The following is a 15,602-nucleotide window of genomic DNA, read 5'->3' on the forward strand; positions in this document are numbered from 1 at the left end:
CCCTGAGTGGCGGAAGGGCAGGTATTGCTACCAAGGAACGAGGAAAATCGGCTGGGGGTGCAATTGTTGGGTGGCCTGTGCGAGCCAAGAATTCGCGGCAGACCGGGAAAAATTCCCGGCAATAACAATGAACCCGCAGAGGTAGCCGCAATGAAACACGCCGGTCTTCGCCAGCCCTTCCTCCTCACCGCACTCTGTGCCGCCATGCTGTTGCCGTCCGCCGCCGCGCTGGCGGTCACCGACGCCGAGATTCTCAAGGACGCCACCACCACCAATGAGATCGTCACCAACGGTCTCGGTCTGCAGGGGCAGCGCTACAGCCCGCTGAACATCCTCAACGATCAGAACGTCAAGGAACTGCGTCCGGTGTGGGCCATGTCCTTTGGTGGCGAGAAGCAGCGTGGCCAGCAGGCGCAGCCGCTGATCAAGGACGGCGTGATGTACGTCACTGCCTCCTACTCGCGGGTGTTCGCCGTCGATGCCCGTACCGGTCGCGAGCTGTGGCAGTACGAAGCGCGCCTGCCGGACGACATCCGCCCCTGCTGTGACGTGATCAACCGGGGTGTCGCCCTGTACGACGATCTGGTGATCTTCGGCACCCTGGACGCCAAGCTGGTGGCGCTGAACAAGGACACCGGCAAGGTGGTCTGGCGCAAGAATGTAGCCGATCACAAGGCCGGCTATTCGATCACCGCAGCGCCGCTGGTGGTCAACGGCAAGCTGATCACCGGTGTCTCCGGTGGCGAGTTCGGCGTGGTCGGCAAGATCGAAGCCTACAACCCGAAGAACGGCGAGCTGCTGTGGAGCCGTCCGACCGTGGAAGGCCACATGGGCTACGTCTACAAGGACGGCAAGGCCGTGGAAAACGGCATCAGCGGTGGCGAGGCCGGCAAGACCTGGCCGGGCGATCTGTGGAAGACCGGCGGCGCCGCGCCCTGGCTGGGCGGTTACTACGATGCCGATACCAACCTGCTGTTCTTCGGTACCGGCAACCCGGCGCCGTGGAACTCGCACCTGCGCCCTGGCGACAACCTCTATTCGTCCTCGCGTCTGGCGCTCAACCCGGACGACGGCAGCATCAAATGGCACTTCCAGACCACGCCACATGACGGCTGGGACTTCGACGGTGTCAACGAGCTGATCTCCTTCGACTACCAGGAAGGCGGCAAGACCGTGAAGGCGGCTGCGACCGCGGACCGCAACGGCTTCTTCTACGTGCTCGACCGCACCAACGGCAAGTTCATCCGCGGCTTCCCCTTCGTCGACAAGATCACCTGGGCCAAGGGTCTGGACAAGAATGGCCGGCCGATCTACGACGACAGCAACCGTCCCGGCTCGCCGAGCGCGGCAGAGAAGGGTACGAGCGTATTCGCCGCACCGGCCTTCCTCGGCGCGAAGAACTGGATGCCCATGGCCTACAGCCAGGACACCGGCCTGTTCTACGTGCCGTCCAACGAATGGGGCATGGACATCTGGAACGAGGACATCGCCTACAAAAAGGGCGCGGCCTACCTGGGTGCCGGCTTCACCATCAAGCCGCTCAACGAGGAATACATCGGCGTGCTGCGCGCCATCGATCCTAAGACCGGCAAGGAAGTCTGGCGGCACAAGAACTATGCGCCGCTGTGGGGCGGGGTGCTGACCACCAAGGGCAACCTGGTGTTCACCGGCAACCCGGAAGGCTACCTGCAGGCGTTCAACGCCAGGACCGGTGAGAAGGTCTGGGAATTCCAGACCGGCTCGGGTGTGATCGGCTCGCCGGTGACCTGGGAAATGGACGGCGAGCAGTACGTCTCGGTGCTCTCCGGTTGGGGCGGTGCGGTACCGCTGTGGGGCGGTGAAGTGGCCAAGCGCGTCAAGCACCTGAACCAGGGCGGCATGCTGTGGACCTTCAAACTGCCGAAGGAGCTGGTAGCCAAGCGCTGATCGTTCCAGCAGCAGACGATGGCCGGACCGATGTCCGGCCATCGTCGTTTCCGGCTCCGCTCAGTCATCTGCGAAGCCGCTGCGAAATGCCACGGGCGAATTTCCCCGTCCGGCAGCGCAAGACCAGGCGAACGGGTCTAGCCTTTAGCTTTCATGGCCCGTATCTCGCTGCCAAAGGCCCGGCCCAGACCGCTTGCCGCTCTACTACCAAATAACTAGGCGATCTGTGCCATGGGCGCATACCGAGGTTTTCAGGGGCTTCCTAAGATCGAACCATGACTCGCTCCACCAACCCGGAGCGGGCACCGACAACAAGAGAGGTCAGCATCATGATTTACGCGAAACCGGGTTCCGCAGGCTCCGTCGTCACCCTCAAGCCGCGCTATGGCAACTATATCGGCGGTGAATTCGTCGCTCCGCTGAGCGGCCAGTACTTCAGCAACACCAGCCCGGTCGACGGCTCGGTGATCGGCGAATTCCCCCGCTCCAATGCCGCCGACATCGACAAGGCGCTGGACGCCGCGCATGCCGCTGCCGATGCCTGGGGCCGCACCAGCGTGCAGGAGCGCTCGCACATCCTGCTGAAGATCGCCGACCGTATCGAAGCCAACCTCGAACTGCTGGCCGTGGCCGAAACCTGGGACAACGGCAAGGCCGTGCGTGAGACGCTGAACGCCGACGTGCCACTGTCCGCCGACCACTTCCGCTACTTCGCCGGCTGCATTCGCGCCCAGGAAGGCAGCACCGCCGAAATCAACGACGGCACCGTGGCCTACCACTTCCATGAGCCGCTGGGCGTGGTCGGGCAGATCATTCCGTGGAACTTCCCGCTGCTGATGGCCGCCTGGAAGCTGGCTCCGGCCCTGGCTGCCGGCAACGCCATCGTCATGAAGCCGGCCGAGCAGACGCCACTGTCGATCACCCTGCTGGTGGAAATCATCGGCGACCTGCTGCCGCCGGGCGTGCTCAACATCGTCCAGGGCTTCGGTCGTGAAGCCGGCGAAGCACTGGCCACCAGCAAGCGCATCGCCAAGATCGCCTTCACCGGTTCCACCCCGGTCGGCTCGCACATCCTCAAGTGCGCCGCCGAGAACATCATTCCCTCCACCGTGGAGCTGGGCGGCAAATCGCCGAACATCTTCTTCGCCGACATCATGAACGCCGAGCCGGCCTTCATCGAGAAGGCCGCCGAAGGTCTGGTGCTGGGCTTCTTCAATCAGGGCGAGGTGTGCACCTGCCCGTCGCGTGCGCTGGTGCAGGAGTCGATCTACGACGCCTTCATGGCCGAGGTGATGAAGAAGGTCAAGCAGATCAAGCGTGGCAACCCGCTGGACACCGAAACCATGGTCGGCGCCCAGGCCTCGCAGCAGCAGTTCGACAAGATCCTCAGCTACCTCGAAATCGCTCAGCAGGAAGGCGCGCAGGTGCTGACCGGCGGTGCGGCCGAGCGTCTGGAGGGTGACCTGGCCAGCGGTTACTACATCCAGCCGACCCTGCTCAAGGGCACCAACAAGATGCGCGTGTTCCAGGAAGAGATCTTCGGCCCGGTGATCGGTGTGACCACCTTCAAGGACGAAGCCGAAGCCCTGGCGATTGCCAACGACACCGAGTTCGGCCTGGGTGCCGGCGTGTGGAGCCGCGACATCAACGTCGCCTACCGCATGGGTCGTGCGATCAAGGCCGGTCGCGTATGGACCAACTGCTACCACCTGTACCCGGCGCACGCTGCGTTCGGTGGCTACAAGAAGTCCGGTGTCGGCCGCGAAACCCACAAGATGATGCTCGACCACTATCAGCAGACCAAGAACCTGCTGGTGAGCTACGACATCAATCCGCTGGGCTTCTTCTGATAGCCAGCACACGATCTGCTGCGCGTCGGCCCTACTGCGTTAGAAGCAGGCTCGGCAGGCCGCTTGCGGCCAACGCACTTCAGTGCGGCCCCGGAGGGGCGAGCGAAGCGAGTCATGCGGACAAAAGTACAGTCGCCCGCGACTCCGACCGTTCCTCACCTGCTTCTGCCTTGTAGGTCTCTAGCTCGCAAGATCGTGAGCCGGCTATGTACCAAAGGTGGCGCACTCGCTCCGGTGCGCCGCCTCTTGCCAGGCGAAGAACCCTACCCGGGTGGATCTGCAGGCAGTCATGGGCCTGAACGGCAGCAGATCCTTATCGCGACGCGGCTTCGGCCGCGTTTTTTATTGGTTGCCATCGCTGCTTGCCGGCCTGGGCTTGCCTGTCCTTGCAGGAAATGTCAGCCGAACCTTTCCGCCTGGCCATGTCCCAATACGGAAGGGGGGTGGTTGCATGCAGGACCTCGCATGGCCGTCCAGGCTCATGCGCTACCTACCAATGCCAGCCGAATCTCCTCCCAAAGTACCATTTGGCCGCCTGCCTGGCGGGGGCTTAATGGAGTTGCCGGAATGCCCCGGCTCAATAACAAGAGGACCGCACCATGTGGACTAAACCCGCCTACACCGACCTGCGCATTGGCTTCGAAGTGACGATGTATTTCGCCAACCGCTGATCGCTCCTGGCCCCGGCTCGTCCGGGGCATCCCGCTGGTGACTTCCATGCATATCCAGATTCTCGGCTCCGCCGCCGGTGGCGGCTTTCCCCAGTGGAACTGCAACTGCCGCAACTGCCGCGGCGTACGGGCCGGCACCTTGCGGGCGCAGCCGCGCACGCAATCGTCCATTGCCATTTCCGATGACGGTCAGCAGTGGATCCTGTGCAACGCCTCACCGGATATTCGCGCGCAGCTCGAAGCCTTTCCTGCGCTGCAACCGGCGCGCAAGCTGCGTGATACGGCAATTGCCGGCATCGTTCTGCTCGACAGCCAGATCGACCACTGTACCGGCCTCCTGACCCTGCGCGAAGGCTGCCCGCATCAGGTCTGGTGTACCGAGATGGTGCATCAGGATCTGACCACCGGCTTCCCGCTGTTCAACATGCTCAGCCACTGGAATGGCGGCCTGCAGCACCGCTTGATCGAGCTGGATGCTGAGCCGTTCGTCATTCCCGCCTGCCCGGCGCTGAGCATCACCGCCATCGCCCTGCGCAGCAGCGCGCCGCCGTATTCGCCGCACCGCGGCAATCCGCATCCGGGCGACAACATCGGCCTGTTCATCGAGGACCGGCGCACTGGCCGCTGCCTGTTCTACGCCCCTGGCCTGGGCCAGGTGGATGAGCAGCTGCTCGGCTGGATGCGCCGCGCCGACTGCCTGTTGGTCGATGGCACGCTGTGGCGCGACGACGAGATGCGCGTCTGCGAGGTAGGCGACAAGCTCGGCAGCGAGATGGGTCACCTGTGCCAGAGTGGCCCGGGCGGCATGATCGAGGTGCTCGACGGCTTGCCTTCGGCACGCAAGATCCTTATCCATATCAACAACACCAACCCGATTCTCGACCTGGATTCGCCCGAGCGTGCCGAGCTGGACGCGCATGGCATCGAGGTCGCCTTCGACGGCATGAGCATCCGCCTGTAAGGCCAACAAGAACAACACGGAGAGCCGATGAGCCAGACTGCCATGAGCCCCGCTGAATTCGAGCAGGCGCTGCGCGCCAAGGGCGCGCTCTACCACATCCACCATCCGTTCCATCGCGCCATGTACGAAGGACGGGCGACCCGCGAGCAGATCCAGGGCTGGGTGGCCAACCGGTTCTATTACCAGGTCAACATCCCGATGAAGGACGCGGCGATCCTCGCCAATTGCCCGGATCGCGAAACCCGCCGCGAGTGGATTCAGCGCATTCTCGACCATGACGGTGCACCGGGCGAGGAGGGCGGCATCGAGGCCTGGCTGCGCCTGGCCGAGTCGGTCGGGCTCGACCGCGAGCAGGTGCTGTCGCAGGAACTGGTGCTGCCCGGCGTGCGCTTCGCCGTCGATGCCTACGTCAACTTCGCTCGCCGTGCCAGCTGGCAGGAAGCGGCCAGCAGTTCGCTGACCGAACTGTTCGCCCCGCAGATCCACCAGTCGCGCCTGGATGCCTGGCCGCAGCACTATCCATGGATTGATGCCACCGGCTACGACTACTTCCGCAAGCGCCTGAAGGAGGCGCGCCGTGATGTCGAACATGGCCTGCGCATCACCCTCGAACACTACCGCACCCGCGAGGCGCAGGAGCGCATGCTGCAGATCCTGCAGTTCAAGCTGGATGTGCTGTGGAGCATGCTCGATGCCATGAGCATGGCCTACGAGCTGGAGCGCCCGCCGTATCACACCGTGACTGCCGAGCGCGTCTGGCATCGGGGGATAGCCCTGTGAACGCACTGAACACCAACCAGATGCTGGCGCCTGGCAGCGTCCCGGCCATCCGCCGTGGTTTCCGCCTGCAGTTCGAACCGGCTCAGGGCTGCCATGTGCTGCTCTACCCGGAAGGCATGATCAAGCTCAACGACAGTGCTGGCGAAATCCTCCAGCAGGTCGACGGCAAGCGCTCGGTGGCCGAGATCATCGGCAACCTGCACCAGCGCTTTCCCGATGTGCCCGGTATTGACGAGGACATCCTCGCATTCATGGAGGTGGCCCATGCTCAGTTCTGGATCGAGCTTCGCTAAGCCGGGGCACGAAGCAGGGCCACCGCTGTGGCTGCTGGCCGAGCTGACCTACCGCTGCCCGTTGCAGTGCCCGTACTGCTCCAACCCGCTGGATTTCGCCCGGCACGGCGAGGAGCTGAGTACCGCCGAGTGGATCGAGGTATTTCGCCAGGCGCGCGAGCTGGGTGCGGCGCAGTTGGGCTTCTCCGGTGGCGAGCCGCTGGTGCGCCAGGATCTGGCCGAGCTGATCGCAGCGGCGCGCGGCCTGGGCTACTACACCAACCTGATCACCTCCGGCATCGGCCTGACCGAAGCGCGTATCGCCGAGTTCGCCGACTCCGGGCTGGACCATATCCAGATCAGCTTCCAGGCCGCCGACGAGGAAGTGAACAACCTGCTGGCCGGCTCGAAGAAAGCCTTCGCGCAGAAGCTGGCCATGGCCCGTGCGGTCAAGGCTCACGGCTACCCGATGGTGCTCAACTTCGTCACCCACCGGCACAACATCGACAACATCGAGCGCATCATCGAGCTGTGCCTGGAGCTGGAGGCGGACTTCGTCGAACTCGCTACCTGCCAGTTCTATGGCTGGGCCGAACTCAACCGCGCAGGGCTGCTGCCGACCCGCGCGCAACTGGAACGCGCCGAACGCATCACCAACCAGTGGCGCGACAAGCTGGCGGCGCAGAACCACCCGTGCAAACTGATCTTCGTCACCCCGGACTATTACGAGGAGCGCCCCAAGGCGTGCATGAACGGCTGGGGCAACCTGTTCCTCGACATCACCCCGGACGGCACGGCGCTGCCCTGCCACAGTGCGCGGCAGTTGCCGGTGCAGTTTCCCAACGTGCGCGAGCACAGCCTCTCGCATATCTGGCGCGAGTCGTTCGGTTTCAACCGCTTCCGTGGTGATGACTGGATGCCCGAGCCCTGTCGTTCGTGTGACGAGAAGGACAAGGATTTCGGCGGCTGTCGCTGCCAGGCCTTCATGCTCACCGGCGATGCCAGCAACGCCGACCCAGTGTGCAGCAAGTCAGCGCACCATGGTGTGATTCTCGCTGCCCGCCAGCAGGCTGAGGACGCCGCGCTGGAACTGGCTCAGCTGCAGTACCGCAACGAAAAAGCCTCGCGGATCATATGCAAGGCCTGAGCGAGCCGGACAGTATCTGGAGCGCCGAGCAGGCCGCTGCGGCCAGTGCCGACTTCGCCGAACTGCACGCGGCCCACGGCGGACTGTTGTGGGTAGCGTTCGACCCGCTGCAGGCGCGCTGCGGGCTTTTTTTCTGGCGTGACGGAAGCAGCCGCGAGCTGACCCCGGCGGGATTCTCCGTGTGCAGCCGGGTCTACGAGTACGGCGGTGGCGCCTGCTGCGCCACGGAGCAGGGCGTGGCGTTCGTCAATGAGCTTGATCAGCAGATTTATCACCTGCCGATTGCGAGCAGTTCGGTAGGAGGGACTTCAGCCGCGATTTATCTTGATTCATCGGGCATCGCGGCCAAAGAGGAATACCGTCCAACCGCTCCTGCAGGATATGAGCTTCAGGCGCTCACGGAGCGCGCCAATTGCCGCTACGGCGACCTGTTCTTCGTGCCCGCCTGGCAGGCACTGCTGGCCGTGGAAGAAAGTCATGAAGGCGAGGCGGTGGTGCACCGCCTGGTGCGCATCGGCCTTGGAGGCAAACGCGATGTTCTGGTCGAGGGCGCAGACTTCTATGCCGCGCCGGTGGCTGACTCCACTGGACAGCGTCTGGCCTGGATCGAGTGGGATCGCCCAAACCAGCCCTGGGTTGCCACGCGTCTGTGTCAGCGTGAGTCTGGCGGGCGCAGTCAGGTGCTGAGCACACAGGACGGTGATCAGGCCCTGCAGCAGCCGCGCGTCGATGCGCAGGGCAGGCTTTGGGTGCTGAGTGACCGGTCGGGTTGGTGGCAGCCCGAGTGCATCGATAACGACAGGGTGCGTGTCGTTACGCCTTACGATCATGCGCCGGCGCCCTGGCAGCTGGGTGGCCGCACCTATCTGCCACTGGATAATGACGAGCTTCTGCTGACTCGATTCGAGCAGGGTACAGGCGTCCTGGTTGTACATGGGCGCCCGGCGTCACCCAACCCGAAGGCAGAATGGCGGCTGGCCGAGGGTTTCACCCGCTTTCGCTCCCTGGACGCTGATACCGAGCACTTCTACTGCATCGCCGCCGCGCCGGATCGTCTGCCGGCCGTGCTGGCGATCAGTCGGGATGATGGCGCAGTGCGGATACTGGCCGGTGGCGAGCAGCCGCTGGGTGAGGAGCAGCTATCACGGCCCAAGCCTTTCACCTGTGCGGTGGGCGAGGACGAACGCAGCCACGGCTTTTTCTACTCGCCGGCTTCAACCCATGAGCGTCCGCCGCTGGTGATCTTCCTGCACGGCGGGCCTACCTCGGCCAGCTATCCGGTGTTCGACCCGCGCATCGCCTTCTGGACGCTGCGCGGCTTCGCCGTGCTGGACCTCAATTACCGGGGCAGCGGCGGTTACGGCCGGGCCTATCGACTGCGTCTGGCTGGCAACTGGGGCGAGCTGGAGGTAGAGGACATTGGCGCCGCCATCGATGCACTGGCCCGTGACGGCCAAATCGACCCGCAGCGGGTGTTCGTGCGTGGTGGCAGCGCCGGTGGTTTCAGCGCGCTGCGGGCGCTGGCCGAACTGCCGCAGCTACGAGGTGGCGCCAGCCTCTACGGCGTCAGTGACCCGCTGGCCTTGCGCCGGCTGACACACAAGTTCGAGGCGGATTATCTCGACTGGCTGATCGGCGATCCGCAGCTCGACGCCGAGCGTTATCGCAGCCGTACGCCGCTGTTGCAGGCCGACAGGATCGATGTGCCGGTAATCTTCTTTCAGGGCGCGCTGGACGCCGTGGTGGTGCCGAGCCAGACCGAAAGCATGGTCGAGGCGTTGCGTCAGCGCGGTTTGCCGGTCGAATATCACCTGTTCGCCGAAGAACGCCACGGTTTCCGTCAGGCTGCCAACCTGGCCGAGGCGCTGCGGGCCGAGCATGCCTTTTATCAGCGTCTGGGCTGAACGCAGGTCGCATTGCATAAACCGGGCAATGCAGTAGGCTGATCGCCATTCCATAACAAGAAATTTCAGGCCGTTGTATGAGCCACGAATTGAATCAGCTGCGAAAGTTCGTTTCCCCCGAGATCATCTTTGGTGCCGGCTCCCGGCATAACGTCGGCAATTACGCCAAGACCTTCGGCGCACGCAAGGTGCTGGTCGTCTCCGATCCCGGCGTGGTCGCGGCCGGCTGGGCCGGCGATGTAGAGGCCAGTCTGCAGGCCCAGGGCATCGCCTATTGCCTGTACACCAAGGTGTCGCCCAACCCGCGCGTGGAAGAGGTAATGGAGGGCGCCGAGCTGTACCTCAGCGAGGGCTGCAACGTCATCGTCGCGGTCGGCGGCGGCAGCCCGATGGATTGCGCCAAGGGCATCGGTATCGTCGTCGCCCATGGCCGCAGCATTCTCGAGTTCGAAGGCGTGGACACCATTCGCGTGCCCAGCCCGCCGCTGATCCTGATCCCGACCACTGCCGGTACTTCGGCCGACGTGTCGCAGTTCGTGATCATCTCCAATCAGCAGGAGCGGATGAAGTTCTCCATCGTCAGCAAGGCGGTGGTGCCGGATGTGTCGCTGATCGACCCGGAAACCACCCTGAGCATGGACCCGTTCCTGTCGGCCTGTACCGGCATCGACGCCATGGTGCACGCCATCGAGGCGTTCGTCTCCACCGGCCACGGTCCGCTGACCGACCCGCACGCACTGGAAGCCATGCGCCTGATCAACGGCAACCTGGTGGAGATGATCGCCAACCCCAATGACATTGCGCTGCGCGAGAAGATCATGCTCGGCAGCATGCAGGCCGGCCTGGCCTTCTCCAATGCGATTCTCGGCGCGGTGCACGCCATGAGCCACAGCCTCGGCGGTTTCCTCGACCTGCCGCACGGTCTGTGCAATGCGGTGCTGGTGGAACATGTGGTGGCGTTCAACTACAGCGCGGCGCCGGAGCGCTTCAAGGTCATCGCCGAAACCCTCGGCATCGACTGCCGCGGGCTCAACCACGTGCAGATTCGCCAGCGTCTGGTCGATCATCTGATCGCCTTCAAGCACGCCATGGGTTTTCGCGAAACCCTTGGCCTGCATGGTGTCAGCACCTCGGACATTCCGTTCCTGTCCAGCCACGCCATGGACGATCCGTGCATCCTGACCAATCCGCGCGAATCGACCCAGCGTGACGTCGAGGTGGTGTATGGCGAGGCGCTCTGACGAAGCGCTGGCCGGGCTGCTCGGCCTCGGCAGCCAGTCCGCGCGCAAGAGCCACTATCCCGAACTGCTGGCGCGCCTGGAAGAGCTGGAAACCGAGCGCAATCGCTATAAATGGCTGTTCGAGCACGCGGTGCACGGCATCATCCAGGCCAGCCTGCAGGACGGCGTGCTGGCGGCCAACCCGGCGATGGCCCGCATGCTCGGCTACGATGATCCGCAGCAGGTGCTCTGGTCGCCGGACGATCTGGCCCTGCATCTGTTCGACGGTGGTTTCGACGAGCTGGAGGTGATTCGCCAGCGGCTGAGCCAGGGGCAGATGTTGCTGGGTTACGAAACGCGCCTGCGCCGGCGCGACGGCAGCACCATCGATGTGCTGATGAACCTGCTGCTCAAGCCTGGGGGCGAGGGGGTGTTCGAGGGCTTCGTCGCCGATATCACTGAGCGCAAGCAGGCGCAGCAGCGTCTGCAACAGCTCAATGACGAACTGGAGCGCCGCGTTGCCGCGCGCACCTTCGAGCTGCTCGAATCCAACCGCAACCTTAAGCGGCAGATCGAGGAGCGCGAGCGCATCGAACTGGCCCTGCGCGAAGCGCGTGACGCCGCCGAGGCGGCCAACCGCAGCAAGGACAAGTACCTGGCCGCGGCCAGTCACGACCTACTGCAACCGCTCAATGCTGCGCGCCTGCTGATTTCCACGCTACGCGAGCGCGAGCTGCCAAGCGCCGAGCAGAACCTGGTGGAACGCAGCCACCTGGCGCTGGAAGGGGCTGAGGATCTGCTGGCCGATCTGCTGGATATTTCCAAGCTGGATCAGGCGGCAATCAAGCCGGATCTCGATGTCTACCGGCTTGAAGAATTGCTCGCGCCGCTGGCGTCCGAGTTCGAAAGTGTGGCTTCGGCCAGTGGTTTGCGGCTGCGGGCACGAGTCCCCGGTTATGCGGTGCATACCGATTTCCGGCTGCTGACGCGCATCCTGCGCAACTTCCTCAGCAACGCCTGCCGTTACACCGAGCGCGGTGGCGTGCTGCTCGGTGCGCGGCGGCGTGGTGTCTTCGTCGAGCTGCAGGTGTGGGACAGCGGGCGTGGCATCGCTGCCGATCAGCTGGACAAGATCTTCCTCGAGTTCAACCAGCTGGAAGTCGGTCGCGCCGCTGAGCGCAAGGGCGTCGGCCTGGGCCTGGCGATCGTTGAACGCATCGCGCGCATGCTGGGTTACCCGATACAGGTGCGCTCGCAGCCGGGTCGCGGTTCGGTTTTCAGCATCCGGGTGCCTCTGGCGCAGGAGACTCCGCGGCGCCAGGCGCAATCCGTGGCGCAACCGGTTCTCGGCAATCCGCTGCCGGGTCGCCGCCTGCTGGTGATCGACAACGAGGTGGACATCCTGCACAGCATGCAGGCGCTGCTCGGCCAGTGGGGATGCGAGGTGATCACCGCAGCCGATCTGAGTGAAGCGCAGCAGCGTTTGCAGGGCAGGGCGCCGGAGGTGATTCTGGCGGATTATCACCTCGATCATGGCGTGCTCGGTTGCCAGGTGATTCAGCAATTGCGTGAAGAGTTTGCCAGCCCGATTCCTGCGCTGATAATCAGCGCCGATCGCAGCGATGCCTGCCGTCGCGAATTGCAGGCGCTGGGTGCGCCCTTGCTGAACAAGCCGGTCAAGCCGGGCAAGTTGCGAGCGGTGCTCAGCCAGCTCCTGACGGAGGCGCAGGGCAGCAGATCGATGAACTGAACCTGCGGGTTTTCGGTGGTGTCTATTGGCTACCCCGTCCCTTAGGAGATAACCACAATGACAATTTCCATGAACCCCGTCATGCGTCGTCTGGCTGCTATCACCGCACTGTTTCATCTGCTGCTGGTGGTGCAGATTCCCGCTGCGAACGCTGCGATGGTAGGCACTCACGAAGTGATCGCCGAGCAGCAGCACAAGGTGGACCAGGAGCAGTTGATGGCCATGCTCGATGACGAGCAGGTAAAGGAGAAACTGGTGTCCATGGGCGTCGACCGTGATCAGGTCGAATCGCGTATCGCCAGCCTGACCCCGGCCGAACTGGCGCAGTTCAACCAGCAGCTGGATCAGGCGCCTGCCGGTGCGGGTGTGGTCGGCATCATCGTGTTGTTTCTGGTGATCTTCATCATCACTGATATGCTGTGCGCCACCAATATCTTCAATTTCGTCAAATGCATAAATCGCTGATTCGCCTCTGCTGCATCGCTTCACTCGTTCTGCTTACAGCCTGCGCTCGGTCTCCGGTGTTGTCACCGGAGGCCCAGCGCCTGCCTGAACGGGTGGAGCTCACCGATGTTCCCTTCTTTCCCCAGGATGCCTATCAGTGTGGACCGGCTGCCCTGGCCACCATGCTCAACCAGCGCGGTGTGCTGACTACACCGGGCGCGCTCAAGGACAAGGTCTACATCCCCAGTCGTGAAGGCAGCCTGCAGGTCGAGATGGTCGCCGCTGCGCGCAACCACGAGATGCTGGTGTACCCATTGCAGCCACGGCTGGACGCGGTGCTGGCCGAAGTGGCGGCCGGCAATCCGGTACTGGTACTACAGAACCTGGCGTTCGACTGGTATCCGCAGTGGCATTTCGCGGTCGTGGTTGGCTATGACCGTCGTGAGCGCACGCTGATTCTGCGTTCGGCGACTACGCGCCGCCTCGTGGACAGTTTCGCCAGCTTCGACAAGACCTGGGCGCGAGGCGGTCGCTGGGCGGTGCTGACTCTGCCGCCTGAGCGCCTGCCGGCACAGGCCGACATGCACGTCTGGATGAAGGCCGCCAACGATCTCGAGCAGACCGGCAATGCCCAGCCGGCACGGCGCGCGTATCGCCGCGCCACCGAAGCCTGGCCGGAACAGTCGCTGCCCTGGTTCGCCCTGAGCAACAGTCGTTACGCCGATGGCGACCGCAAGGGTGCCGAACAGGCGCTGCGTCAGAGTCTCAAGCGTGAGCCGGGGTTTGCTGCCGGTTGGTTCAACCTGTCCCAGGTATTGGGCGAGCAGGGTTGCGCGCATGAGGCGCAGCAGGCTCAGGCCTGTGCGCAGCGTCTGGCGCCGGAGGACTCGCGGTTCGCTGCATCACCGACAGCCAGTGGTTCTGCCGGACAGTGCCAGGCCTTGCCGGCCTGTCCATGAACGCAAATGAAAACGGCGCCCTTGGGCGCCGTTTTCATTTATGCGTTGGTCAGACGCCCAGCTTGTCGCGCAGGGTGTAGTACCAGGCGCCGATGGCGCTGAACGGGACCTGGAACAGACGGCCGCCCGGGAAGGGATAGTGCGGCAGGCCGGCGAAGGCATCGAAGCGTTCGGCCTGGCCGCGCAGGGCTTCGGCCAGCACCTTGCCGGCGAGGTGCGTGTAGGTCACGCCGTGGCCGCTGCACCCCTGGGAGTAATAGATGTTGTCGCCGATACGGCCGACTTGCGGCAGACGCGAAAGGGTCAGCAGGAAGTTGCCGGTCCAGGCGAAGTCGATCTTCACATTCTTCAGTTGCGGGAAGGTCTTGAGCATCTTTGGGCGGATGATCGCCTCGATATTCGCCGGATCGCGCGCGCCGTAGACCACGCCACCACCGTAGATCAGGCGCTTGTCGCCAGAAAGTCGGTAGTAGTCGAGCAGGTAGTTGCAGTCCTCGACGCAGTAATCCTGTGGCAACAGACTCGCGGCGACTTCGTCGGACAGCGGTTCGGTGGTGATCACCTGGGTACCGCACGGCATCGACTTGGAAGCCAGTTCCGGCACCAGATTGCCGAGATAGGCGTTGCCGGCGACCACCACGAACTTGGCCTTGATGCGACCTTCAGGGGTGTGCACCACCGGGTTGGCGCCACGGTCGATGCGGGTGGCGGGGGACTGCTCATAGATCACCCCACCCAGCGACTCCACCGCGGCTGCTTCACCCAGTGCCAGGTTCAGAGGGTGAATATGGCCACCGCTCATGTCCAGCATGCCGCCAACGTAGTTTTCGGTTGCCACCACCTCGCGGATGCGCTTGGCATCCAGCAGCTCCAGCTGGGTATGGCCGTAGCGCTCCCACAGCTTCTTCTGTGATTCCAGATGACCCATCTGTTTGCTGGTCAGTGCGGCGAACACGCCGCCGTCCTTCAGATCGCACTGGATGTCGTACTTGGCGATGCGCTCACGAATGATGCGTCCGCCTTCGAAGGCCATCTGCCCGAGCAGTTGCGCCTGCTTCGGACCAACGGTGCGTTCGATCACGTCGATATCACGGCTGTAGCTGTTGACGATCTGCCCGCCGTTGCGGCCCGATGCGCCAAAACCAACCTTGGCCGCTTCGACGATGCTGACCTTGAAACCGTTCTCCAGCAGAAACAGTGCAGTGGACAGGCCGGTATAACCCGCGCCGATGATGCACACATCGGTTTCCACCTCGCCTTGCAGGGCTGGGCGTTGCGGAACGGAGTTGGCTGAGGCGGCGTAATAGGATTGGGGGTAGGCCGTGTGCGCCATCTTGAACCTCTGTTCTTTATTTTTTACGAATGAATCGATGCTACCTGAGTTGAAAATGCCCGGCTAGTGCCCGTGCGAAATATTCAACGTTCCTGCTTCGAATAAAAAATTGGCCTATTTCAGTGAGTTAGAGAAAAAATCTGTTGACGGCCAAAAAGATCTGCGTAGAATGCGCACCCATCGAAGGCACATAGCTCAGTTGGTTAGAGCACCACCTTGACATGGTGGGGGTCGTTGGTTCGAGTCCAATTGTGCCTACCAAATCGATAAAAAGGGGTCGCTGAGCGACCCCTTTTTTGTTGCCCGAATTTCCTGGGTAGCGGTACCGGATTTTCATGTTTGTTTCATGTGCTTGCTTGTCACGGCTCAGGCTTTCTGAAAGCAT

At 63.4% G+C, this 15,602-nt stretch carries 13 protein-coding genes and 1 tRNA gene; 13 read left to right on the top strand and 1 reads right to left on the bottom strand.

Going from position 1 to position 15,602, the window contains the following annotated elements; all coding sequences use genetic code 11:
- The first annotated feature begins 150 nt into the window (after nucleotides 1-150).
- The 12 genes from OEG79_RS08805 to OEG79_RS08860 all read left to right on the top strand — a co-directional run bounded on the left by OEG79_RS08805 (nucleotide 151) and on the right by OEG79_RS08860 (nucleotide 13,884).
- Nucleotides 151-1,926 (top strand): methanol/ethanol family PQQ-dependent dehydrogenase, encoded by a 1,776-nt coding sequence (locus tag OEG79_RS08805; RefSeq protein ID WP_264148380.1) that lies wholly within the window; start codon nucleotides 151-153, stop codon nucleotides 1,924-1,926.
- Nucleotides 1,927-2,255: 329 nt separating this feature from the next.
- Nucleotides 2,256-3,776, top strand: coding sequence for an aldehyde dehydrogenase family protein (locus tag OEG79_RS08810; RefSeq protein WP_264148381.1), 1,521 nt, complete (start codon nucleotides 2,256-2,258; stop codon nucleotides 3,774-3,776).
- A 599-nt stretch (nucleotides 3,777-4,375) separates the two neighbouring features.
- Entirely contained in the window at nucleotides 4,376-4,447 is a 72-nt protein-coding gene (gene pqqA / locus OEG79_RS08815; protein WP_003243383.1) for a pyrroloquinoline quinone precursor peptide PqqA, read from the top strand.
- Between the two features lie 46 nt (nucleotides 4,448-4,493).
- Nucleotides 4,494-5,408: a pyrroloquinoline quinone biosynthesis protein PqqB gene (pqqB, locus tag OEG79_RS08820; RefSeq protein ID WP_264148382.1), complete on the top strand. Its 915-nt coding sequence runs from the start codon at nucleotides 4,494-4,496 to the stop codon at nucleotides 5,406-5,408.
- Nucleotides 5,409-5,435: 27 nt separating this feature from the next.
- Nucleotides 5,436-6,188 (top strand): pyrroloquinoline-quinone synthase PqqC, encoded by a 753-nt coding sequence (gene pqqC / locus OEG79_RS08825; RefSeq protein WP_264148383.1) that lies wholly within the window; start codon nucleotides 5,436-5,438, stop codon nucleotides 6,186-6,188.
- Nucleotides 6,189-6,208: 20 nt separating this feature from the next.
- Nucleotides 6,209-6,481, top strand: a complete 273-nt coding sequence (gene pqqD, locus OEG79_RS08830) for a pyrroloquinoline quinone biosynthesis peptide chaperone PqqD (protein ID WP_264148700.1) — start codon at nucleotides 6,209-6,211, stop codon at nucleotides 6,479-6,481.
- Nucleotides 6,453-7,607: a pyrroloquinoline quinone biosynthesis protein PqqE gene (pqqE, locus tag OEG79_RS08835; protein WP_264148384.1), complete on the top strand. Its 1,155-nt coding sequence runs from the start codon at nucleotides 6,453-6,455 to the stop codon at nucleotides 7,605-7,607. The genes pqqD and pqqE overlap by 29 nt, the downstream gene beginning before the upstream one ends.
- On the top strand, nucleotides 7,595-9,511 hold the full coding sequence (locus OEG79_RS08840) for an alpha/beta hydrolase family protein (protein WP_264148385.1): 1,917 nt from the start codon (nucleotides 7,595-7,597) through the stop codon (nucleotides 9,509-9,511). The genes pqqE and OEG79_RS08840 overlap by 13 nt, the downstream gene beginning before the upstream one ends.
- A gap of 77 nt (nucleotides 9,512-9,588) precedes the next feature.
- Nucleotides 9,589-10,752 carry an alcohol dehydrogenase-like regulatory protein ErcA gene (ercA, locus tag OEG79_RS08845; RefSeq protein ID WP_264148386.1) on the top strand — a complete coding sequence of 388 codons (1,164 nt, stop codon included), beginning with the start codon at nucleotides 9,589-9,591 and terminating at the stop codon, nucleotides 10,750-10,752.
- A complete protein-coding gene (locus OEG79_RS08850) occupies nucleotides 10,736-12,481 on the top strand; it encodes a NahK/ErcS family hybrid sensor histidine kinase/response regulator (protein WP_264148387.1) in 1,746 nt (581 codons plus the stop codon). Before ercA ends, OEG79_RS08850 begins: the two co-directional genes overlap by 17 nt.
- A gap of 57 nt (nucleotides 12,482-12,538) precedes the next feature.
- Nucleotides 12,539-12,946, top strand: a complete 408-nt coding sequence (locus OEG79_RS08855; protein ID WP_021490532.1) for a PA2779 family protein — start codon at nucleotides 12,539-12,541, stop codon at nucleotides 12,944-12,946.
- A 56-nt stretch (nucleotides 12,947-13,002) separates the two neighbouring features.
- On the top strand, nucleotides 13,003-13,884 hold the full coding sequence (locus tag OEG79_RS08860; protein WP_264148388.1) for a PA2778 family cysteine peptidase: 882 nt from the start codon (nucleotides 13,003-13,005) through the stop codon (nucleotides 13,882-13,884).
- 49 nt (nucleotides 13,885-13,933) lie between these two features.
- On the opposite strand, the gene OEG79_RS08865 is transcribed toward OEG79_RS08860, so the two are convergent.
- Nucleotides 13,934-15,217, bottom strand: coding sequence for an NAD(P)/FAD-dependent oxidoreductase (locus tag OEG79_RS08865; RefSeq protein ID WP_143498659.1), 1,284 nt, complete (start codon nucleotides 15,215-15,217; stop codon nucleotides 13,934-13,936).
- 184 nt (nucleotides 15,218-15,401) lie between these two features.
- On the opposite strand from OEG79_RS08865, the gene OEG79_RS08870 reads away from it, so the two are divergent.
- Nucleotides 15,402-15,478: transfer RNA gene (locus tag OEG79_RS08870), tRNA-Val, on the top strand.
- Nucleotides 15,479-15,602: the final 124 nt, after the last annotated feature.

Source organism: Pseudomonas sp. Z8(2022) (genome assembly GCF_025837155.1).
Classification (GTDB): Bacteria; Pseudomonadota; Gammaproteobacteria; order Pseudomonadales; family Pseudomonadaceae; genus Aquipseudomonas.

What these genes read in the sequence shown, in the direction of transcription:
- OEG79_RS08810 (WP_264148381.1), top strand. Translation starts at nt 2,256, where the DNA reads ATGATTTACGCGAAACCGGGTTCCGCAGGCTCCGTCGTCACCCTCAAG.
- OEG79_RS08840 (WP_264148385.1), top strand. Translation starts at nt 7,595, where the DNA reads ATGCAAGGCCTGAGCGAGCCGGACAGTATCTGGAGCGCCGAGCAGGCC.
- pqqB (WP_264148382.1), top strand. Translation starts at nt 4,494, where the DNA reads ATGCATATCCAGATTCTCGGCTCCGCCGCCGGTGGCGGCTTTCCCCAG.
- OEG79_RS08865 (WP_143498659.1), bottom strand. Translation starts at nt 15,217, where the DNA reads ATGGCGCACACGGCCTACCCCCAATCCTATTACGCCGCCTCAGCCAAC.
- OEG79_RS08805 (WP_264148380.1), top strand. Translation starts at nt 151, where the DNA reads ATGAAACACGCCGGTCTTCGCCAGCCCTTCCTCCTCACCGCACTCTGT.
- pqqE (WP_264148384.1), top strand. Translation starts at nt 6,453, where the DNA reads ATGCTCAGTTCTGGATCGAGCTTCGCTAAGCCGGGGCACGAAGCAGGG.
- pqqD (WP_264148700.1), top strand. Translation starts at nt 6,209, where the DNA reads ATGCTGGCGCCTGGCAGCGTCCCGGCCATCCGCCGTGGTTTCCGCCTG.
- OEG79_RS08850 (WP_264148387.1), top strand. Translation starts at nt 10,736, where the DNA reads ATGGCGAGGCGCTCTGACGAAGCGCTGGCCGGGCTGCTCGGCCTCGGC.
- pqqC (WP_264148383.1), top strand. Translation starts at nt 5,436, where the DNA reads ATGAGCCAGACTGCCATGAGCCCCGCTGAATTCGAGCAGGCGCTGCGC.
- ercA (WP_264148386.1), top strand. Translation starts at nt 9,589, where the DNA reads ATGAGCCACGAATTGAATCAGCTGCGAAAGTTCGTTTCCCCCGAGATC.
- OEG79_RS08855 (WP_021490532.1), top strand. Translation starts at nt 12,539, where the DNA reads ATGACAATTTCCATGAACCCCGTCATGCGTCGTCTGGCTGCTATCACC.